Origin of the sequence: Nocardiopsis mwathae, from assembly GCF_014201195.1 — a bacterium.
Taxonomy (GTDB): domain Bacteria; phylum Actinomycetota; class Actinomycetes; order Streptosporangiales; family Streptosporangiaceae; genus Nocardiopsis_C; species Nocardiopsis_C mwathae.
Map to the genome: position 1 here is coordinate 5,032,953 of NZ_JACHDS010000001.1, position 18,684 is coordinate 5,051,636.

The window sequence follows — 18,684 nt, forward strand, 5'->3', positions numbered from 1 at the left end:
TTGACCACCCCGAGCGTGCCCTCCGACGGACTGCTCCCCCTGACCGGCGCCCAGGCGGGGATCTGGAACGCACAGCGCTTGGAACCGGACTCCCCCTACTACCTGGTCGGCGACGTGGTGGAGGTCTCCGGCGACGAGCCGGTCGACGCCCGTGCACTGGCCGAGGCGGTCCGGGCGACCACGGACGAGGCCGAGGCCCTGCGGCTGCGGGTGTACGACACCCCGTCGGGCCCGCGTCAGGCGGTCGACGACGCGCCGGTGAAGACGCCCGAGGTGGTCGACGTCAGCGGCGAGGCCGACCCCGCGGCCGCGGCCACCGCGCTCGTCGACGCCGAGCGGGCGCAGGCCGCCGAGGCATGCCGGGGGATGGTGGACCGACAGCTGTACACCCGCACGGTCATCCGGCTGTCCGAGCGCGAGGTCTGGTATACCCAGCTCGGCCACCACCTCGTCTTCGACGGGTACACCGCCGCGATGCTGGCCCGACGCACCGCCGCCCACTACACGGCCCTGGTGCGCGGGGCCGAGCCGCCGCCGTCGACCTTCGGCGCGTTCGCCGACCTCGTCGCCGCCGACCGGGCCTACCGGGACAGCGACCAGGCCGCCGCGGACCGCGCGTACTGGGTCGACCGGTTCACCCCGCTGCCCGACCTCGGCGGCACCGACACCTCCGCAGGGCCGCCCGACCGCACCCTGACCGCCCGCGCCACCGTCACCCCCGAGGAGACGGCGCGGCTGCGCGCCTTCGCCGAACAGGAAGGCGTCACCTGGGGCGAATCACTCGTCGCCTGCTACGCCGCGTTCCTGCACCGCATGCTGGGCCGCCACGACGTGGTCTTCGCCCTGCCGCTGATGTGCCGGGTCGGACCGGCCCAGCTGCGCACCCCCGCGATGGCGGTCAACGTGCTGCCGCTGCGGGTGGACGTCCACGGCCGGGACGGGCTCGGGGAGCTGAGCCGGCGGGTCGCCGCCGCCATGCGGGAGATGCGCGAACACCAGCGCTACCGCGGCGAGGACCTGCCGCGGGACCTCTCGGCGCCCGGCGCCGGCGCGCTGCTGCACGGGCGCGGCATCAACCTCAAGGCGTTCGACCTGGAGATCGACTTCGCCGGGGCGCGGGGCGTGATGCGCAATGTCGCCGGCGGTCCGCCCGAGGACATGGGCCTGAGCGTGCTGCCGAGCCGCGACGGCGGCCTGCTGCTCGGCTTCGAGGTCGACGCCCTGACCGACGACCAGGCAGCGGTCGACGGCAAGCTGGCCGGGTTCCGGGCGCTGCTGGCCGGACTGACCGGCGGCCTGCCCGTGGGCCGGATCCCCCTGGCCGGTGACACGAGCGGCACGGTCGGCACTGCCGGGCCGCCTGCGGAGTGGACACCGCCCGCCCCGCCCGGAACCCCGGTCGACGTGGCGACCGCCTTCGACGCCATGGTCGCCACCGACCCCGGCGCCACCGCCCTGGTGTGTGGGGACGACCGGTGGTCCGCCGGGGAGCTGGCCGACCGGGTGCACCGGCTGGCCCGTGCCCTGCGCGCCCGCGGCATCGGCCCCGACGACGTCGTGGCGCTGGCGCTGCCCCGATCCGCCGACCTGGTCGGCGCCCTCCTGGCGGTGCTGGACGCCGGCGCCGCGTTCCTGCCCCTGGACACCGCCCACCCGCCCGAGCGGCTGCGCGAGCTCATCACCGACGCCCGCCCCGCTCTGGTCGTGACGGCCGTCGAGTCGGTCGACGGGCTCGCCTGGGGCGACCTGGTCGACGAGGCGGCCGGGCGGTCCGGCGCGCCGCTGCGGGCCGATGAGCTGGCCGCGCCCCGGCACCCCGAGCACCTGGCCTACGTCATCCACACCTCCGGGTCGACCGGTCGCCCCAAGGGCGTACTCGGCCGGTCCGGCGGGCTGTCCGCCCTCCTGCACCACCAGCGGTCGACCGTCGTCGCCGAGGCCGAGCGGGCCGCCGACCGGCGGCTGCGCGCCGCCCACACCTACTCCTTCGCCTTCGACTCGGCGTTCGACCACCTGGTGTGGTTGCTGTGCGGGCACGAACTCCACGTCTACGACACCGAGACCTGCCGCGACGCCGACGCCCTGCTCGCCGCCCACGCCCGCGACGCCATCGACATCGTCGACACCACACCGTCGATGGCGGCACCGCTGGTCGAGGGCGGACTGCTGGACCGGCGGCCGACGCTGCTGGTCCTCGGCGGCGAGGCCGCGCCGCCCGCGCTGTGGCGGCGGATCGCCGACTCCGGGGTCGCGGCCCGCAACATCTACGGGCCGACCGAGGCGACCGTGGACAGCACCGCGGCGCGGATCACCGGCGAGACCCCGACGATCGGCCACCCGCTCGCGGGCACCCGGGCCTACGTCCTCGACGCCGCCCTGCAGCCGGTACCGCACGGCACGGTCGGCGAGCTGTACCTGGCCGGAGGGCACCTGGCCCGCGGCTACCTGGGCAGGCCGGGGGCCAGCGCCGAGCGATTCGTCGCCGACCCCTACGGCCCCGCGGGCGAGCGGATGTACCGCACGGGCGACCTGGCCCGGTGGGTGCCCGGCCGCGGCCTGGAGTACCTGGGACGCGGCGACGGGCAGGTCAAGATCCGCGGCCACCGGGTGGAGACCGGCGAGGTCGAGGCCGCCCTGGGCTCGGTGCCCGGGGTCGCGGCGGCGGCCGCAGCCGTGCGGTCGTCCCGGCTGGTCGGCTACGTCGTGCCCGCCCCGGGCACCGGGGGCTCGCTCACGGGGGACGCCGTCCGCGCCCACCTGGCCGGGCGGCTTCCCGACCACATGGTGCCCTCGGCGGTGGTGGTGCTCGACGAGCTGCCGCTCACCCCCAACGGCAAGCTCGACCGCGCCGCGCTGCCCGCGCCCGCGGCGGCCGGCGGCGGTCGGGAACCGAGTACCGAGCGGGAGCGGCTGCTGTGCGCGGCGGTCGCCGAGGTGTTCGAGGTCGACCGGGTCGGCGCCGACGACGACTTCTTCGCGCTGGGCGGGGACAGCATCACCGCGATCACGGTCAGCAGCAGGCTGCGGGCGGCGGGTATCGAGCTGCGGCCCCGGGACCTGCTGGCGCGCCGCAGCTTCGCCGCCCTGGCCGCCTCCGCCCGGCGGGTGGCGGACACCACCGCCCCGGTCGACGAACCGACCGGGCAGGTGCCCGCGCCTCCCATCGTGCGCGGTCTGCTCGACCCGCACCCGGACGCCAGCGCCGTCGCCTCCTACGCGCAGTGGACCGCCCTGCGCGTCGACGACCTCGGACACGAGGACCTGGTCCGAGGCGTGCAGGCGGTGCTCGACCGGCACGACGCGCTGCGGCTGCGGGTCGGCGACGGCCTGGAGGTCCCGCCCAGGGGTGCGGTCCGGGCCGTCGTCCACGAGGTCCACGAGGTCCACAAGGTCCACGAGGTCCACCGGGTCGGTGGAGCGGGGGTCGAAGCGGTGGCGCGGCGCCTGGCGGGCGAACTCGACCCGCGGTCGGGCGACCTGCTGCGGGCCGCCCTGGTCCGCACCGGCGACGGCGGGCCCGACCGGCTGGTCGTGGTCGTACACCACCTCGCCGTCGACGGCGTGTCCTGGCGGGTGCTCCTGCCCGACCTGCACGCCGCCTGCACGGGAGGCACACTCTCCCCGGCGGGTGCGTCCTGGCGGCAGCACGCCCTGCTCCTCGCCGAGCAGGGGAGCAGCGGCGCGTACCGGGGCGAACTGGACCACTGGCGGACCGCTCTCGGTTCCGCGACCCGCCTGGGCGACCGTCCGCTCGATGAGAAGCGGGACACGGTGTCGACCGCACACAGGTCGGTCACGGTGGCTGCACCCGAGGTCACCGAGGCGCTGCTGACCACACTGCCCGCGGCCTACCGTGCCGGCGTCGACGAGGTCCTGCTGGCCGCGCTCGTGCTCGCGCTGCGGGATCGCGGCGTGTCCGGCGACGCCGTGACCGTCACGATGGAGGGGCACGGCCGCGAACACCTCGACCTGTCCCGCACGGTCGGCTGGTTCACCAGCGAGTACCCGGTCCGTGTCCCCATACTCCCCGGACCGGCGGGCGGCGACGTGGGGCGGGTGCTGCGGGAGGCCAAGGAGGCCAAGCGCGCCGTCCCCGGCAACGGCATCGGCTACGGGGTGCTGCGCTGCCTCGACCCGGAGGCCGGGCCGGAGCTGGCCGCCACCCCGGCCCCGGATGTGCTGCTGAACTACCTGGGCCGGTTCGCCCCGCTGTCCGGCACCGGGTGGCGCCTGCCGGAGCGGGACGCCTTCTCCGTGATCGAGCCCGACGGCAAGGCCTTGGAGCAGGTGCTGGCCCTCAACTGCTTCGTCCACGAGGAGGGCGCGCCCCGGCTCGCCGTCGAGTGGACGGCCGCGACCGGGGTGATCGGCCCTGAGGCGGTGGCGGCCCTGCAGGACGCCTGGGCCGCGGCGCTGGACGCGCTGGCCGAGCACGCGCGGGACACAGCCGGCGGGCTCACCCCCTCCGACATCCCGCTGGTCGACCTCGACCAGGACACCATCGACGCCCTCGAACGCACCGGCCCCGTCCAGGACGTCTGGCCGGCCACACCGCTGCAGGTCGGCCTCTCCTTCCACACCCTCATCCGCGACGAACAGGACGCCGACGTCTACGTCGTCCAGGCGGTGACGACGCTGGCCGGCGAGCTGGACCCGGATCGGATGGCCGCGGCCGCCCGGGAGCTCCTGCGCAGGAACCCGGCCCTGCGCGTGTACCTGGCGCCCGTCGGGGACGACGTGGTGCAGGTGGTCCCCGCCGACGCCGCCCTGGAGTGGCGGCGGGACGACCGGTTCGAGGCGGCCGCCCGCGCCGAACTGGAGCGCCCCTTCGACCCGGCCCGGCCGCCGCTGATCCGCTTCCTGCTCTCCCGAACCGGCCCGGACGAGCACAAACTGGTGATCACCAACCACCACGCGCTGCTCGACGGCTGGTCGATGCCGCTGGTCGGCCGCGCACTGCTGGCGATCTACGCCGAGCTCGGCGGCGGCCCGGGCGCTCCCGCCGCCGCCGACGTGTCGGAGTACTTCCGCTGGCTGGCCGACCGGGACCCGGAGGCGTCCCTCGCGGCGTGGCGCGACGCCCTGGCCGGCGTCGACGACGCCACGCGGCTGGCACCGGCGAGCACCGCGACCGGCGTCGAACGGCCCGGCCGCGTGACCTTCGGTCTGGGCGGCGCGTTCAGCGACCGGCTGCGCGCCTTCGCCCGTGAGCGGGGCGTCACCCTGACCACCGTGCTCCAGACGGCCTGGGGCCTGCTGCTGGGCCGGCTCACCGGGCGCCGCGACGTCGTATTCGGCTGCCCGGTGTCAGGCCGACCCGCCGAGGTCGACGGTGTGGAGTCGATGATCGGCCAGCTCGGCACCACCATCCCCGTCCGGGTCCGGCACGCCCGGGACGAGACCGCCGGGGACCTGATGGCGCGCGTGCACGCCGAGAGCGTCGCGCTGACCGACCACCACTATGTCGGCCTGCCCGCGATCCAGCGGGCGGTGGGCGTCGGCGAGCTGTTCGACACCATGCTGGTGATGGAGAACTTCCCGCTGTCCAGCCGGAAGCGCACACCGCTCGCCCCCGGGCTCGACCTGGCCGGGGTGGACATCACCGACGCCACCCACTACGCGCTGACCGTGATCGTGATCCCCGACGACGAGATCACCATCGGCCTGGGCTTCCAGCCCGGCGCCTTCGCGGAGGCGACCGTGCGCGACTACGGCCGATGGCTGCGCAACATCCTGCGGGAGATCGTCGACGACCCGCGGCGGCCCGCGATCGGACTGCCCGTGCTCGACCAGGACGAGCGGGAGCGGATGCTGAGCACCGGAACCGGGGCCGCCCCCGCCAAGGTCCGCGGCCACTGGCTGGAGGAGTTCGCCGCCTGGGTCCGCCGCACCCCCGACGCCGAAGCCCTGGTCTGCCGCGACCGCAGCCTCGACTACGCCGAGCTGGACCGCCAGGCCAACCGGCTCGCCAACGCGCTGATCGAGCGGGGGGTGCGGCCCCAGGACCCGGTCGCGGTCCTGCTCGGGCGCGACATCGAGATGACGGTGGCGCTGTTCGGCATCGCCAAGGCCGGCGCCGTGTACGTGCCGATGGACCCGGACTACCCGCGGGACCGGCTGGCCTACATGCTCGACGACATCGCCCCGGCCGCCGCCCTGACGACCGGCGCCGACCTGCCGGCCGAACACGGAATCCCGGTGCTGCGGCTGGACGACCCGGCCACGCTCGCGTCCGCGCCCGACACCGACCCGGTCGAAGCCCGGGCCGCCCTCACCGAGGACGCGCTGGCCTACGTCATCTACACATCCGGTACCACCGGGCGGCCCAAGGGCGTGGGTGTGCCCCACCGCGGCGTGCCCGACCTGATCGCGCTGCAGGAGGAGGTCGTCGGCATCACCGAGCACGACCGCTACCTGCACTTCGCGTCGACCGGCTTCGACGTGGCGTTCTGGCAGACCATGGTGCCGCTGCTGTCCGGCGGGACCTCCGTGATCGCCCCCGAGGAGGTGCGCGTCCCCGGCGACGAACTGCTCGACTACATCGTCGAACACCGGGTGACCGGGGTGAACCTGCTGCCGTCCTTCCTGGCGGCGATGCCCGACGACCGGACGGTCGACCCCGATGTGCTCTTCGTCGTCGGCGCCGAGCGCCTCGACCCCGCGCTCGCGCGGCGCTGGGGTGCCGGCCGCCGGGCGCTGTTCAACGCCTACGGGCCCACCGAGGTCACGATCAACTCCGTGACCTGGCACTACGACCCGGACGACCCCGGCCCGCTGCCGATCGGCCGCCCCGACCCGGGCGTCCGCGCCTATGTCCTGGACGGCGGGCTCCAGCCGGTCGGCGCCGGTGTGACGGGTGAGCTGTACCTCGGCGGGCCGAGCCTGGCCCGCGGGTACATCGGCCGCCCCGGCCTGACCGCCGCCGCGTTCGTCGCCGACCCGTTCGGCGCCCCCGGGGAGCGGATGTACCGCACGGGCGACCTCGTGCGGTGGCGGCCCGACGGGCAGCTGGTGTTCCTCGGCCGCGTCGACCACCAGGTCAAGATCCGCGGCTTCAGGGTCGAGCTCGGCGAGATCGAGTCCACCCTGACCCGCCACCCCGATGTGCGCGCCTGCGCGGTGATCGTACGGGAGGGCAGGCTCGTCGGCTATGTCATCCCCACCGACGGCGCCGCCCCGGCAGCGGCAGCGGCCGCGGCAGCGGACACCGAGCGGCTGCGCGCGTACCTGGCCGAGCGGCTTCCCGACCACATGGTGCCCACCGCCCTGGTGCCGCTCGACCGGTTGCCGCTGAGCCCCGGCGGGAAGCTCGACCCCACCGCACTGCCCGCCCCCGAGGCCGCGGCCGCCGAGCGGCGCGAACCCGCCACCCGGGCCGAGGAGGTGCTGCTCGGCATCTTCACCGACATCCTCGGTACCGGCGGTGCCGGTGCGGCCGTCGGCCTGGACGACGACTTCTTCGCCATCGGCGGGGACAGCATCGTGTCGCTGCAGGTGGTGTCGCGGGCCCGCCGCCACGGGCTCGGCCTGACCGCCCGCGACGTGTTCGAGGGCGCCACGATCGCCGGGATCGCGGCGCGGGCGCGCGCCCTCGACGGCGGGGACGCCCCCGCCGTCGGCGACGCGCCGCTGACCCCCATCATGCGCGACCTGCTGCGCCGCGCGGGCACCGCCGCGGACGGGTTCTGCCAGTGGGCGGAAATCTGCGTCCCGCCCGGCGGCGACGAGGCGGCCTGGCGGGCCGTCCTCGACGCCGTCCTGGCCCGCCACGACGTGCTGCGCGCCCACCTGGTGGGCGACGCACTGCGCATCCCACCGGTCGGCGCCGTGACCGGCGCCGACGTGCTGACCCGGGTGGCGGCCACGGGCGACCTGCGCACCCTCGTCGACGAGCGGACCGCGGCGGCCCGCGCCTCGATGGACCCGCGCACCGGCCCGCTGCTGCGGGCGATCTGGGTGGACGCCGGACCGGACCGGCCGGGCCGACTCGTCCTCGTCGCCCACCACCTCGTCGTCGACGGCGTGTCCTGGCGCATCCTGCTGGACGACGTGGAGCACGCCTACTCCGGCGGCCGACTCGCGCGCCACGGGCAGTCGTTCCTCGGCTGGGCGCGCTCGCTGCGCGCCACCGACCGGCGTTCCGAGCTGCCGCACTGGCGGCGGATGGCCCCTGCCCGGCCGACGGCCCGGCCCCTGGATCCCGCGCGGGACACCGCGGGCACCGCGGCGCACCACGAGATCCGCCTCGACGCCGCGGCGACCCGCGCCCTGATCACGGTGCTGCCCGCCGCACACCGCACCACGCCGGACGCCGTGCTGCTCTCGGCACTCGCCCAGGCGGTACGGGCCTGGCGCGGGACACCGGAGCTGCTGGTCGCGCTGGAGAGCCACGGCCGCCCGCGTGATGTCGACCTGTCGCAGACCGTCGGCTGGTTCACGGCCGTCCACCCCGTGCTGCTCGACGCCGACGACGACCCGAAGGCGGTCGGGGAGCGGCTTCGCGCCCAGGGCGACGGCCTGGGCTACGGCATCCTCACCGCGGCGGGTCTGCTGGACCCCGTCGAGCCGGAGGTCGCCTGGAACTACCTCGGCCGCTTCGCCGGCGCCCCGGAAACCGAGACGCCGTGGCAGGCGCCCCCGGACGCCGACCCGCTCGGGTCGGGCGCCCCCGACGCCATGCCCCTGCCGCACGGGCTGATGGTCAACGCGCTGGTGCGCGACGACGCGCTCGGGGTGCGGATCACCTGGCCGGGCGCGCTGTTCACGGCGGCCGAGATCGAGGACCTGGCCGAGCACCTGCGGACCGCGCTGCTGCGCACCGCCGCAGCGCCGGAGGCCGGGGCGTTGGACCGGGGCGGCCCGGTCGCCGAGGTGCAGCCGCTGACTCCCCTGCAGGAGGTGATGCTGCGGCACTCGCGCACCGAGCGCCCCGACCCCTACACCGTGCAGTCGACCTTCTCGCTCGCGGGGCAGCTCGACCTCGACGCCCTGCGGGCCGCCGGTGCCGACCTGATGGCGCGCCACCCGAACCTGGGTGCGGTGTTCCCCGCCGACCTGGCGGTGATCCCCGCGTCGCCCCGGCCGGACTTCCGCGTGGCCGACGGGCCGGCCGAGGAGGTGCTGGCGGCCGACCTCGCCGAGCCGTTCGACCTCGCGGAGGGCCCACTGCTCCGGCTGACGGTCATCCGGCACCGCCCTGAGCGCGCCGACCTGGTCCTGACCAGCCACCACGTGCTCTCCGACGGCTGGTCGGCACCGCGCATCCTCACCGAGCTCTTCGCCCTCTACACGGCGCGGGTGCGCGGCGAGGTGCCGGACCTGCCCCCGCCCGTGCCGTTCGCCGACTACCTGCGCTGGCGCGCCGACCACGAGCCCGACCTCGCGGCCTGGGCCGCCGAGCTGGAGGGCGTGGCCGAAGGCGACCACCTGGGCGGCGGCGACGTCGGCCCCGCGTGGCAGGAGCCCGCGATCATCACGTTCGACGCGGCGCTGGTCGCCGACCTCACCCGCATCGCCGCACGGCGCGGACTGACACCCAACACCCTGCTTCAGGGCGCGTGGGCGGTGCTACTGGCCCGGCGCTCCGGCCGGACCGACGTCTGCCTCGGCGCCATGGTCGCCAACCGTCCGCCGCAGCTTCCGGGGGTCGAGGAGATCATCGGGCTACTCGCCAACACGGTGCCCGTGCGGGCCCGGCTGGCGGGCACGCTCGCCGACACCCTCGCCGACCTGCAGGCCCGGCAGCGGGCGCTGGTCGAGCACCACCACGTCGCCCTGTCCGACTTGGAACGGGTGACCGGTCGGAGCAGGCTGTTCGACACCCTCGTGGTGTTCGAGAACTACCCGGTCGACCCGGACCGCCTGCGCGAACCCGCCCCCGGGCTCACGGTCGTCGGGACCCGGTTCCGCGAGGCCACCCACCACCCGGTGACCCTGACGGTCATGCCGGACGGCGACGGCTGGACCGGCGTGCTCGCCCACCGCGCCGGAGCGGACGTCGGCGGCCTCGCCGAGGAACTGCTCGACCTGCTCCGCGGACTGGGCGACCACCTCGACGGCGACGTGCACGACCTCCTGGGGCACCGATGAGCGGGAGCACGAGAGACACCGCCGCGACCACCGACCGGGTCGACCGGCGGCTGCTGGGGATCGCGTCCATCCTGGTGCTCGGCACCTTCATGGCCACGATCGACGCCACCATCGTCAGCGTCGGCATCGACACCCTGGCCGGCGAGTTCGACGCCTCCGTCACCGAGATCCAGTGGGTCTCCACCGCCTACCTGCTGGCCGTCGTCACGGCCGTGCCCGCCTCGGGCTGGCTCGCCGACCGGTTCGGCGCGCGGCGGACCTGGCTGGCCGCCGTGGGGGTGTTCCTCCTCGGCTCGCTGCTGTGCGCGCTGGCCTGGTCGGCGACCAGCCTGATCGTGTTCCGGGTGATCCAGGGTCTGGGCGGCGGCCTGCTGCCGCCGACCGGGCAGGCGCTGCTGGCCCGCATCGCCGGCCCGGCGCGCACCGGGCGGGTGATCAGCATCGTCGCGGTCGTCCCCCTGCTGTCCCCGGTGCTCGGCCCGCTGGTCGGCGGCGCCATCCTCGGCGTGGCACCCTGGCCGTGGCTGTTCTTGGTCAACCTGCCGATCGGGGTGGCCGCGGTGCTGCTCGCGCACCGCCACGTGCCGGCGATCGCGCCGTCGCCGCAGCGCACCGCGTTCGACTTCCGAGGGGCCGCGCTGCTCTCCCCTGGCCTGGCCGTGCTGGTGTACGGGCTGACCGAGGCCGCCCACGGCCGCACCCTCCCGGCCGCGATCGGGGTGGCCGCCGGCGCGGCGATGCTGGTCGGCTTCACCGTGCACGGGCTGCGGACCCGCCGGACCCCGCTGATCGACCCCCGGCTCTTCGCCCGGCCGCCGTTCGGCGCCGCCGCCCTCGCGCTGCTCGTCCTGGGCGCGTCGGTCTTCGGCACGATGTTCCTGCTCCCGCTGTACTTCCAGACCGGCCGCGGCCTGTCGGCGTGGGAGGCCGGCCTGCTGCTCGCACCGCAGGGAGTGGGCGCGGCCGCGGGGGCGGTACTGGTCAACCGCACCATCGACGCGGTCGCCCCCCGGACCCTGGTGGTCACCGGCATCGTGCTGATCCTCCTGGGGACGGTCCCCTTCACCCAACTGGACCACGGGCTTGCGGACGGAGCGATCGCCGCGGCGCTCGTCGTCCGCGGCCTCGGGATGGCCATGATCGGCGCCCCCGTCATGAACATCGTCTACAGCCGTATCGAGCCCGACCACCTCCCCCGCGCATCCGCGGCGCTCAACCTGCTCAACACCGTCGGCGGAGCCGTCGGCACCGCGGCCCTCGCCGTGGTCCTGCAGGACCGCCTCTCCGCCCACGGCCCCGACATCGCCGGGGCGTTCGCCGACACCTTCTGGTGGGTCGTCGGCCTCTGTCTGCTCGCCGCCGCCGGGGCCACCAGGCTGCCCCGGACCCACGCTAGGAAACCGTGATGCATCCCCTGCCCACACCGGCCGCCCTCACCGCGGCCCACCCGCTGACCCCTGCGGCGGCCGACGCCGTCGCCGACCACCGCGCCACCGTCGCCGCCGTCCTCGACCGACGCGACCCCCGCCTGCTCGTGGTCGTCGGCCCCTGCTCGGTCCACGACCCCGCCGCCGCCCTGGAATACGCGGGGCTGCTCGCCGACGCCGCCCGGCGCCTCGCCGACGACCTGGTGCTCGTCTTCCGCGCCTACCTGGAGAAGCCGCGCACCATCACCGGCTGGACCGGCCTGATCGCCTGCCCCGGCCTCGACGGCAAGGGCGACCTCGCCACCGGCCTGCGGCTCGGCCGGTCCTTCCTCACCGACGCCGCCGCCACCGGCCTGCCTCTCGCCTACGAGTTCGTCGACCCCGCCCTCGCCCCGTACGTCGCCGACACGGTGTCGTGGGCGGCCGTCGGCGCACGGACCGTCGCCAGCCAGCCCCACCGCCACCTGGCCTCCTGGCTCCCCATGCCGGTCGGCATGAAGAACTGCGTCTCCGGCCGCCTGGACACCGCCATCGCCGCGGTCCAGGCCGCCGCCCACCCGCACACCCTCCCCACCGTGTCACCCGACGGGTGCCTCACCGCCCTCGACAGCACCGGAAACCCCGACGCCCACCTGGTCCTCCGCGGCGGCCCGACCCCCAACTACGACATGACCGGCGTCGCCCAGGCCCGCTCCGCACTCGCGGCGGCCGACCTGCCGCACCGCCTCGTCGTCGACGCCGCCCACGGCAACAGCGGAAAGGACCACGACCGCCAGCCGCACGTCATCACCGACCTGGCCGCCCAGATCGCCGACGGCGACGACTCACTGGCCGGTGTCATGATCGAGTCCTACCTGTCCGACGGAAGACAGGACCCGGGAGCCGCAACCCTCCGCCCCGACCTCAGCATCACCGACCCCTGCCTCGGCTGGTCCCGCACCGTCCCTCTCCTCGACCACCTCGCCCTGGCCTCCCGCCGCCGCAGGAGCTCACCCCGCGCCGTCGCCGACCAGGCCGACCGACCGGCGTCGACCTCCGGCGCCGCCCCCTAGGAGGTGCCCGTGGGACGGGGGTAGTCCCGCGAGGTCAGCGGGTATACCGGCTGCCAGGGAAAAGGCGGCGGTGGCGCGGCGCCCGGGGGTGGCGGCTCGGGGCCATGGGGTCCGGGAACGCCGGAACGGGAGACGGCATGCGCGTGCTGGTCACCGGAGCGACCGGCTACATCGGCGGGCGCCTGGTTCCTGGGCTGCTCGACGCCGGGCACGACGTGCGGTGCATGGCGCGCTCACCCGGGAAACTGCGGGACCTGCCCTGGCGGGACAGGGTCGAGGCGGTACCCGGCGACGTGCTGGACCCCGCCGGCCTCGCCCCGGCGCTGAGCGGTATCGACACCGCCTACTACCTCGTGCATTCGATGGGCGGCGGGGACTTCCGCCGACGCGACCCGCAGGGGGCGCGCAACTTCGCCGACGCCGCCGCACGCGCCGGAGTCCGCCGCATCGTCTACCTGGGCGGCCTCACGCCGCGCGGCGAACCGCTGTCGGCCCATCTCGCCTCCCGGGACAGGGTCGGTCGGCTCCTCCTCGACTCACCGGTTCCCACCGCGGTGCTCCGCGCGGCCGTCATCATCGGCTCGGGCTCTGCGTCGTTCGAGATGCTCCGCTACCTCACCGAGCGGCTGCCGGTCATGACCACCCCGCGCTGGGTGCGGACACGGGTGCAGCCGATCGCCGTGCGCGATGTGCTGCGCCTGCTCGTGGAGTCGGCGGAGCTGCCCGCCGACGTCGACCGCGCCTTCGACATCGGCGGCCCCGATGTCCTCACCTACGCCGACATGATCCAGCGCTTCGCACGCGTCGCGGGTATCCGCCGACGGATCATCCTCCCGCTGCCGGTTCTCACGCCCTGGCTGTCGAGCCTGTGGGTCGGCCTCATCACCCCGGTCCCCGGTTCCATCGCCCGGCCGCTGGTGGACTCGCTGCGCAACGAGGTCGTCTGCGCCGAGGACGACCTGGCCGACCTGCTCGACGACCACGAACGCCTGGGCTTCGACGAGGCGGTACGGCTCGCCCTGGGCCGGGTCCGCGAGGCCAGGGTCGACACCCGGTGGTCGTCCGCGGACTGGCCCAGCGCGCCGTCCGAACCCCTGCCCACCGATCCGGGGTGGACGGGCGGCTCCCTGTACGTGGACGAGCGGCGGCGCGAGGTCGACGCGCCGCCCGGGGCGCTGTGGCGCGTCATCGAGCGCATCGGCGGAGAGCGGGGGTGGTACTCCTGGCCGATGGCCTGGGCGGCGCGCGGCTGGTTCGACCGCCTCTTCGGCGGGGTGGGGCTGCGCCGCGGGCGCCGGGACCCGGAGCGGCTGCGCGTGGGCGACTCCGTGGACTTCTGGCGGGTCGAGGAGATCGAGCCCGGTCGGCTGCTGCGGCTGCGCGCCGAGATGCGGCTGCCCGGTCTCGCCTGGCTGGAGCTGCGGGTGGAGCCGGGGGAGCCGAACACCGTCCTGCGGCAGCGGGCGGTCTTCCACCCGCGCGGGCTGGCGGGCCAGGCGTACTGGTGGGGCATCGCGCCGTTCCACGGCGTGGTCTTCGGCGCCATGGCGGACAACATCGCCGCCGCGGCGGAGTCGGACGGCACAGCCGACTGAAGCGCGGGCGGTGGGGTCTCGCCCACCGCCTCCGCGAACCGCGCGCCCTGTCCCCTCCTCCTGCGGGACCGCGGCTTCCGCGCCGCCGGGCCCGCGGCTCACTCACCCAGCTCCACCAGCGGCTTCGGGTAGCCGATCGGCGGGGTCCGCGCCCGCCACGGGGTGTGGACGTCCGCACCGGGAAGGTCGGCGAGCTCGGCGACGTGGCGGCGGATGTAGGTGCCCTCCGGGTCGAACCTCCGGGACTGCCGCAGCAGGTTGAACCTCCGGTTGGGGCGGGTGTCGTTGCCGGTCCCGGCCACCCACTGCCAGTTGCCGCAGTTGTCGGCGATGTCGCCATCGGTGAGCAGGGTGTGGAAGTGGGCTGCGCCGTTCCTCCAGTGCACGCGCAGGTACCGGGTGAGGAACGCGGCGGTGATCATGCGGGCGCGGTTGTGCATGAAGCCCTCCGACATGAGCTGCCGCATCCCCGCGTCCACGATCGGCACACCCGTCCGGCCGCGGCGCCATGCCTCAAGACCTTCCTCGTCATCGCGCCACCGCGCACCGCGCGGCCGGTAGTCACGCACGGCGATGCCGGGGAAAGCCGCGGTGACCTGGTGGTGGAAGTCCCGCCACGCGAGCTGGCGGACCCAGGCGCGGCCGCCGGGGGTCGCACAGGCGGCTTCCGCCGCTTCCAGCGGGGACAGGCAGCCGAAGCGCAGGTCGGCGCTGAGCCGGGAGGTCGCGGCCGCGGCGAGGTCGTCGTGCGTCTGCTCATAGGAGGAACAGCCCCCGGACAGCCACGCGCTCAGGCGGCGGCGCGCCGCCCGCTCACCGCCGGACTGCCTGAGCGGGGACAGGTCGCCGACGCCTTCGTCGGCCCCACCGAGCACGTCCTCCGGGGAACCGCCCTCGGCGATCCCCGGGGGCAGGCCGAGGCGTGTCGGCGCGGCGACCACGTCGCGCCGGCGGCACGACTCCCACACCCGCCAGTAGGGCGTGAAGACCTTGTAGTGGTCGCCTCCCGCCGGCACCGGTTCGCCCGGGGGGACGACCGTGACCCCGGGGAACTCCGCGACCTCCACACCCGCGGCGGCCGCCTCGCGGTGCAGCCGCGCCGAACGCGCGGAGGCGAACGCGCTCACGTCCGCGCTCAGGTGGACGCGCCCGGCATCCGTCTCCCGCGCGACGCGGATCGTCTCGCGGACCGTGTCGCCGCGGCGCAGCACCAGGCCCCCGCCCGCCGCCCGGAGGGCGCCGCGCAGGTCCGAGAGCGCCTCACACAGGTAGGCGATCCGGTTCCGTGCCGCCCGGGCCGTGATCGCGGGGTCGGCGACGAACAGCGGCACCACGGGAGCACCACGGTCGACCGCCGCTGCCAGCGCCGGCTGATCGCGGACCCGCAGGTCCCTGGTGAACAACACGATGGTCGGACGCATACGACCTCCTGCCTCCCACCCCGAAATGTACTCAACGCGACCGCTCCGATCCGTGGAGCAGCGGCAGTGGTCAGGCGTGTCGTGCTGCGGCCGACCACCCGCGACCTGCCCGTAGGGGATCAGCGGTGCCGAGGAGCGCTCCCACGGAGGACAGGCTCCCGGCTCGTCCCGAATCGATGCGATGGGAACCTCGCACCCGCATCAGCCGCCCGCCGCGCCCTACCCCCCGCGACCCGCACTCACAGCCGATGTACTCGTCGACCGCGATTCCGGCTCGTCGAAGCTGGTCCATGGCCGACTGGAGCGGACCGGTGCGGCCTTGGGCAGCGAGTGGAACGCCTCGGCCTGGGTGGCCCGGTTGCACCCGGTATCGGGGTCGATGACCAGATACCGGGCGATCCGCGCCAGCGCCCAGGCCCCTGTGGTCGGGTTCCGACTGGCGTTCACGGCCATCCTGGCCACGCATTTCCGCAGACCATCCGGGCATCTCCCGATCGGCGCCATGACTCTCGCCTTTCCCGGGAATGAATGCCTCCATGACATCCGGCACGAGGCACAGCCGCCTCGAACGCGGCCTTACGGATGATCCTGGTCGTTGAGTAGCCGTTCTTGATCGGGGCGGGACGACCTGTGAAGGCGCTCTTCGCCTTGGGAGCTGTTCGGCGTCCCGGACGGTGCTGAGAGGAACTGTCGCGCCCACTTACGGTAGGTACCGATCGGTCCGTCTCCGCGTGCTAGGCGCGGCGGATCGATGTAGCGCTTGTGATTCCAGATGGGCACGTCACTGCCGATATCCCATTTGAGTAGGGGTTTGTAGAGGCGGGCTAGCAGGCGCGCGAGGCGTTCGCCGACGGGAGCGCGCAGCGCAGGGGGCAGAAAACGCAGAGCTGGAAGTGCTGCGCTGATGGGGAGGCGGATTTCGATGTGCCACGGCCCGGTGGCGATGGGAAGGACCCACATGCGCAGTCGGCCTAGGCCGGCGGGCAGGGGCAGATCGGCACGGATGCCGCTGACTCCGTAGACATGGATGCGTGGGGTGAGGTGTACCTCGCCCAGCAGAGGCACGCGCCGACCGACGCGCATGGTGTAGGTAAACCAGGTGTCGTGGTAGACGAGGTCGTTCTCGGGAGGTTGCAGGACGGTGAACCCGTGGAGGGCGGCGAGGTGTCCGCTGTCGACGGCGTTCTCGCAGACCTCCTGGGGGTGCCCGGCGAGGGTGAAGGTGTGGTGTACAGGACGGCAGTAGGGGCGCTGGGGAGGTCCCGACAGGTCAGGGATCTGCCAAGCTGGCGCACTGCCGTCCTGTTCGTAGCCGATGAAGACGATGTCGTTGACTTCATGCAGCGGCAGTGCGGTCAGAGAGATTCGGGGCGGTTGGGTGCCATAGCCGGTGGCCGTACATGTGCCGTCGGTGGCGAAGGCGAACCGGTGGAACGGACAGATGAGGTGTTCACCCTTGACGGTGCCACCGTGGCCGAGGTGAGCACCGAGGTGAGGGCAGTGGGGTTGGACGGCCCGTAGGCGGCCGCCTCGGGTTCGGTAGAGAACGACCTCCTCGTTCATGAAGGTACGCGTGAGAACGCGGCCTGGTGGAATCTCGCCGGAGCAGGCGATAGCGAACCAGCCGGTGGGGTAGGGCAGGGGAGGGCCGGCGGATGCCGCTGGCGGGGTGTGGGTGTCACGGGCCATCTCAGAGTCCTTGAGCATGTGCCGGGGGTGCCGCCGGTGGGCGGGCGTGCCGTGCGAGAAGCCGCATTCGAGGTCCTCTTGGGCTGGCTACGGCGCTGACCGCCGATCGGACCGCTCGGCCCGGCACGTGCTGTAGGCGCCAGCGTGCTGTGATGGTCGAGAGCGCGAGCGCCGACTCGGTGAGGGCGAAGGTGTCGCCGATGCATTTGCGCGCCCCGGCTCCGAACGGCAGGAACGTGGGCGACAGCGGTGGAAGGCGCCGGTCGGCCCAGCGGTCGGGGTCGAAGGTATGAGGGTCCGGGTAGAGCTGCGGGTCGTAGTGCATGAGGTAGGGGCTGAAGGCGAGGACGGTACCGGCGGGGATTCTGTGCGAGCCGAGCCGGGTGTGGGCGACGGCGGTTCGGGTGGACATCCATGGCGGCGGGTGGAGCCGCAGCGTTTCGACGACGATGCGCCGGGTCAGTTGAAGTCGGGGCAGATCCTCATAGGTGGCCGGTCTCCGGCCTGCGAGGACGGCGTCGACTTCCGCGTGAAGCCGCTGCTCGATGTGGGGATGCTGCGCCAGTAGGTGCAGTGCCCAAGCGATGGTGGCAGCGGTGGGTTCGACCCCGGCGAGGAAGAAGGTGAGGACCTGCTCCTCGATGTGTTCATCGCTGATGTGGCCCTGCTCGGTGTTGTCGCCGAGGCCGTCGCGTGTGGCGAGCAGTATCGACAGGAGGTCGGCGTGATCGGTCCGGCTGGCTCGGTGGTGCTCGATGGCGTGCCTGATCGTGTGGCGTAGGCGGTGTCGTGCCCGCCGGTAGCGGTGTTCCTCTGGTGTGGGCAGCTTGCTCAGCCAGGGTGCAAGCGTGTGCTTGTAGATGCCGCGCATGATGACGCCGATGTCCGCGACTGCGGCCTCCACCAGGTGGGGGGGCAGCAGGGAGTGGAACATCGTCTTGGCGGCGATCCGGGCGGCCATCGCGGTCATCTCGTGAAGGAGATCGATGGACTCGCCGTCCTTCCATGAGTCGGCTGTTTCCCTGATCTGCGCGGTCATCACCTGCGCATATAGGGGGTAGCGACTCGTGTGGAAGGCCGGCTGGGCCAGCCTTCGCTGCTCGCGGTGATCGCGGTGAGGGCACGTGACAAGCCCGTTTCCCACCACCTTGCGGGCGCTTTCGTAGAAGGGGCCGCCTTTGTCGAAGATCCGTCCGTTCAGAAGAGCCTGGTGAGTCAGTTCAGGGGTGCACATGACCAGCGCTTTGTAGGGGCCGATTCGGATCTCCACAAGGTCTCCCCTAGGAGGAAGTGACTGGAGGAAACCCAGCGGATCACGCAGAAGCGGTATGGCATGGCCCAGCAGAGGAAGTGCGCCCGGGGCGGACGCAGCGGTTGTCATAGACGTCCTTTCGTTTTCTGCTGTGCTGAT

General features: G+C 74.0%; 8 protein-coding genes. 4 read left to right on the forward strand and 4 right to left on the reverse strand.

The window, feature by feature from the left end; translation table 11 throughout:
* From HNR23_RS22225 to HNR23_RS22240, 4 genes are all read left to right on the forward strand, one after another.
* Entirely contained in the window at positions 1 to 10,089 is a 10,089-nt protein-coding gene (locus HNR23_RS22225; protein ID WP_184078392.1) for a non-ribosomal peptide synthetase, read from the forward strand.
* Entirely contained in the window at positions 10,086 to 11,495 is a 1,410-nt protein-coding gene (locus HNR23_RS22230) for an MDR family MFS transporter (protein WP_184078394.1), read from the forward strand. The genes HNR23_RS22225 and HNR23_RS22230 overlap by 4 nt, the downstream gene beginning before the upstream one ends.
* Entirely contained in the window at positions 11,495 to 12,568 is a 1,074-nt protein-coding gene (locus tag HNR23_RS22235) for a 3-deoxy-7-phosphoheptulonate synthase (protein WP_184078396.1), read from the forward strand. The genes HNR23_RS22230 and HNR23_RS22235 overlap by 1 nt, the downstream gene beginning before the upstream one ends.
* A gap of 137 nt (positions 12,569 to 12,705) precedes the next feature.
* A complete protein-coding gene (locus tag HNR23_RS22240; protein WP_184080718.1) occupies positions 12,706 to 14,163 on the forward strand; it encodes an SDR family oxidoreductase in 1,458 nt (485 codons plus the stop codon).
* A gap of 98 nt (positions 14,164 to 14,261) precedes the next feature.
* On the opposite strand, the gene HNR23_RS22245 is transcribed toward HNR23_RS22240, so the two are convergent.
* The 4 genes from HNR23_RS22245 to HNR23_RS22260 all read right to left on the reverse strand — a co-directional run bounded on the left by HNR23_RS22245 (position 14,262) and on the right by HNR23_RS22260 (position 18,654).
* Positions 14,262 to 15,584, reverse strand: a complete 1,323-nt coding sequence (locus HNR23_RS22245; protein WP_184078398.1) for a cryptochrome/photolyase family protein — start codon at positions 15,582 to 15,584, stop codon at positions 14,262 to 14,264.
* A gap of 219 nt (positions 15,585 to 15,803) precedes the next feature.
* Positions 15,804 to 16,031 carry a hypothetical protein gene (locus tag HNR23_RS22250; protein ID WP_184078400.1) on the reverse strand — a complete coding sequence of 76 codons (228 nt, stop codon included), beginning with the start codon at positions 16,029 to 16,031 and terminating at the stop codon, positions 15,804 to 15,806.
* 129 nt (positions 16,032 to 16,160) lie between these two features.
* Positions 16,161 to 17,291, reverse strand: a complete 1,131-nt coding sequence (locus tag HNR23_RS22255; protein WP_343070662.1) for a Rieske 2Fe-2S domain-containing protein — start codon at positions 17,289 to 17,291, stop codon at positions 16,161 to 16,163.
* Complete coding sequence (locus tag HNR23_RS22260; protein WP_184078406.1) at positions 17,275 to 18,654, reverse strand: cytochrome P450; 1,380 nt, start codon at positions 18,652 to 18,654, stop codon at positions 17,275 to 17,277. The genes HNR23_RS22255 and HNR23_RS22260 overlap by 17 nt, the downstream gene beginning before the upstream one ends.
* Positions 18,655 to 18,684 lie beyond the last annotated feature (30 nt).

Bases quoted from the DNA above. Each gene is read 5' to 3' on its own strand.
- HNR23_RS22230 (WP_184078394.1), top strand. From the start codon at position 10,086: ATGAGCGGGAGCACGAGAGACACCGCCGCGACCACCGACCGGGTCGAC.
- HNR23_RS22235 (WP_184078396.1), top strand. From the start codon at position 11,495: ATGCATCCCCTGCCCACACCGGCCGCCCTCACCGCGGCCCACCCGCTG.
- HNR23_RS22240 (WP_184080718.1), top strand. From the start codon at position 12,706: ATGCGCGTGCTGGTCACCGGAGCGACCGGCTACATCGGCGGGCGCCTG.
- HNR23_RS22245 (WP_184078398.1), bottom strand. From the start codon at position 15,584: ATGCGTCCGACCATCGTGTTGTTCACCAGGGACCTGCGGGTCCGCGAT.
- HNR23_RS22255 (WP_343070662.1), bottom strand. From the start codon at position 17,291: ATGCTCAAGGACTCTGAGATGGCCCGTGACACCCACACCCCGCCAGCG.
- HNR23_RS22260 (WP_184078406.1), bottom strand. From the start codon at position 18,654: ATGACAACCGCTGCGTCCGCCCCGGGCGCACTTCCTCTGCTGGGCCAT.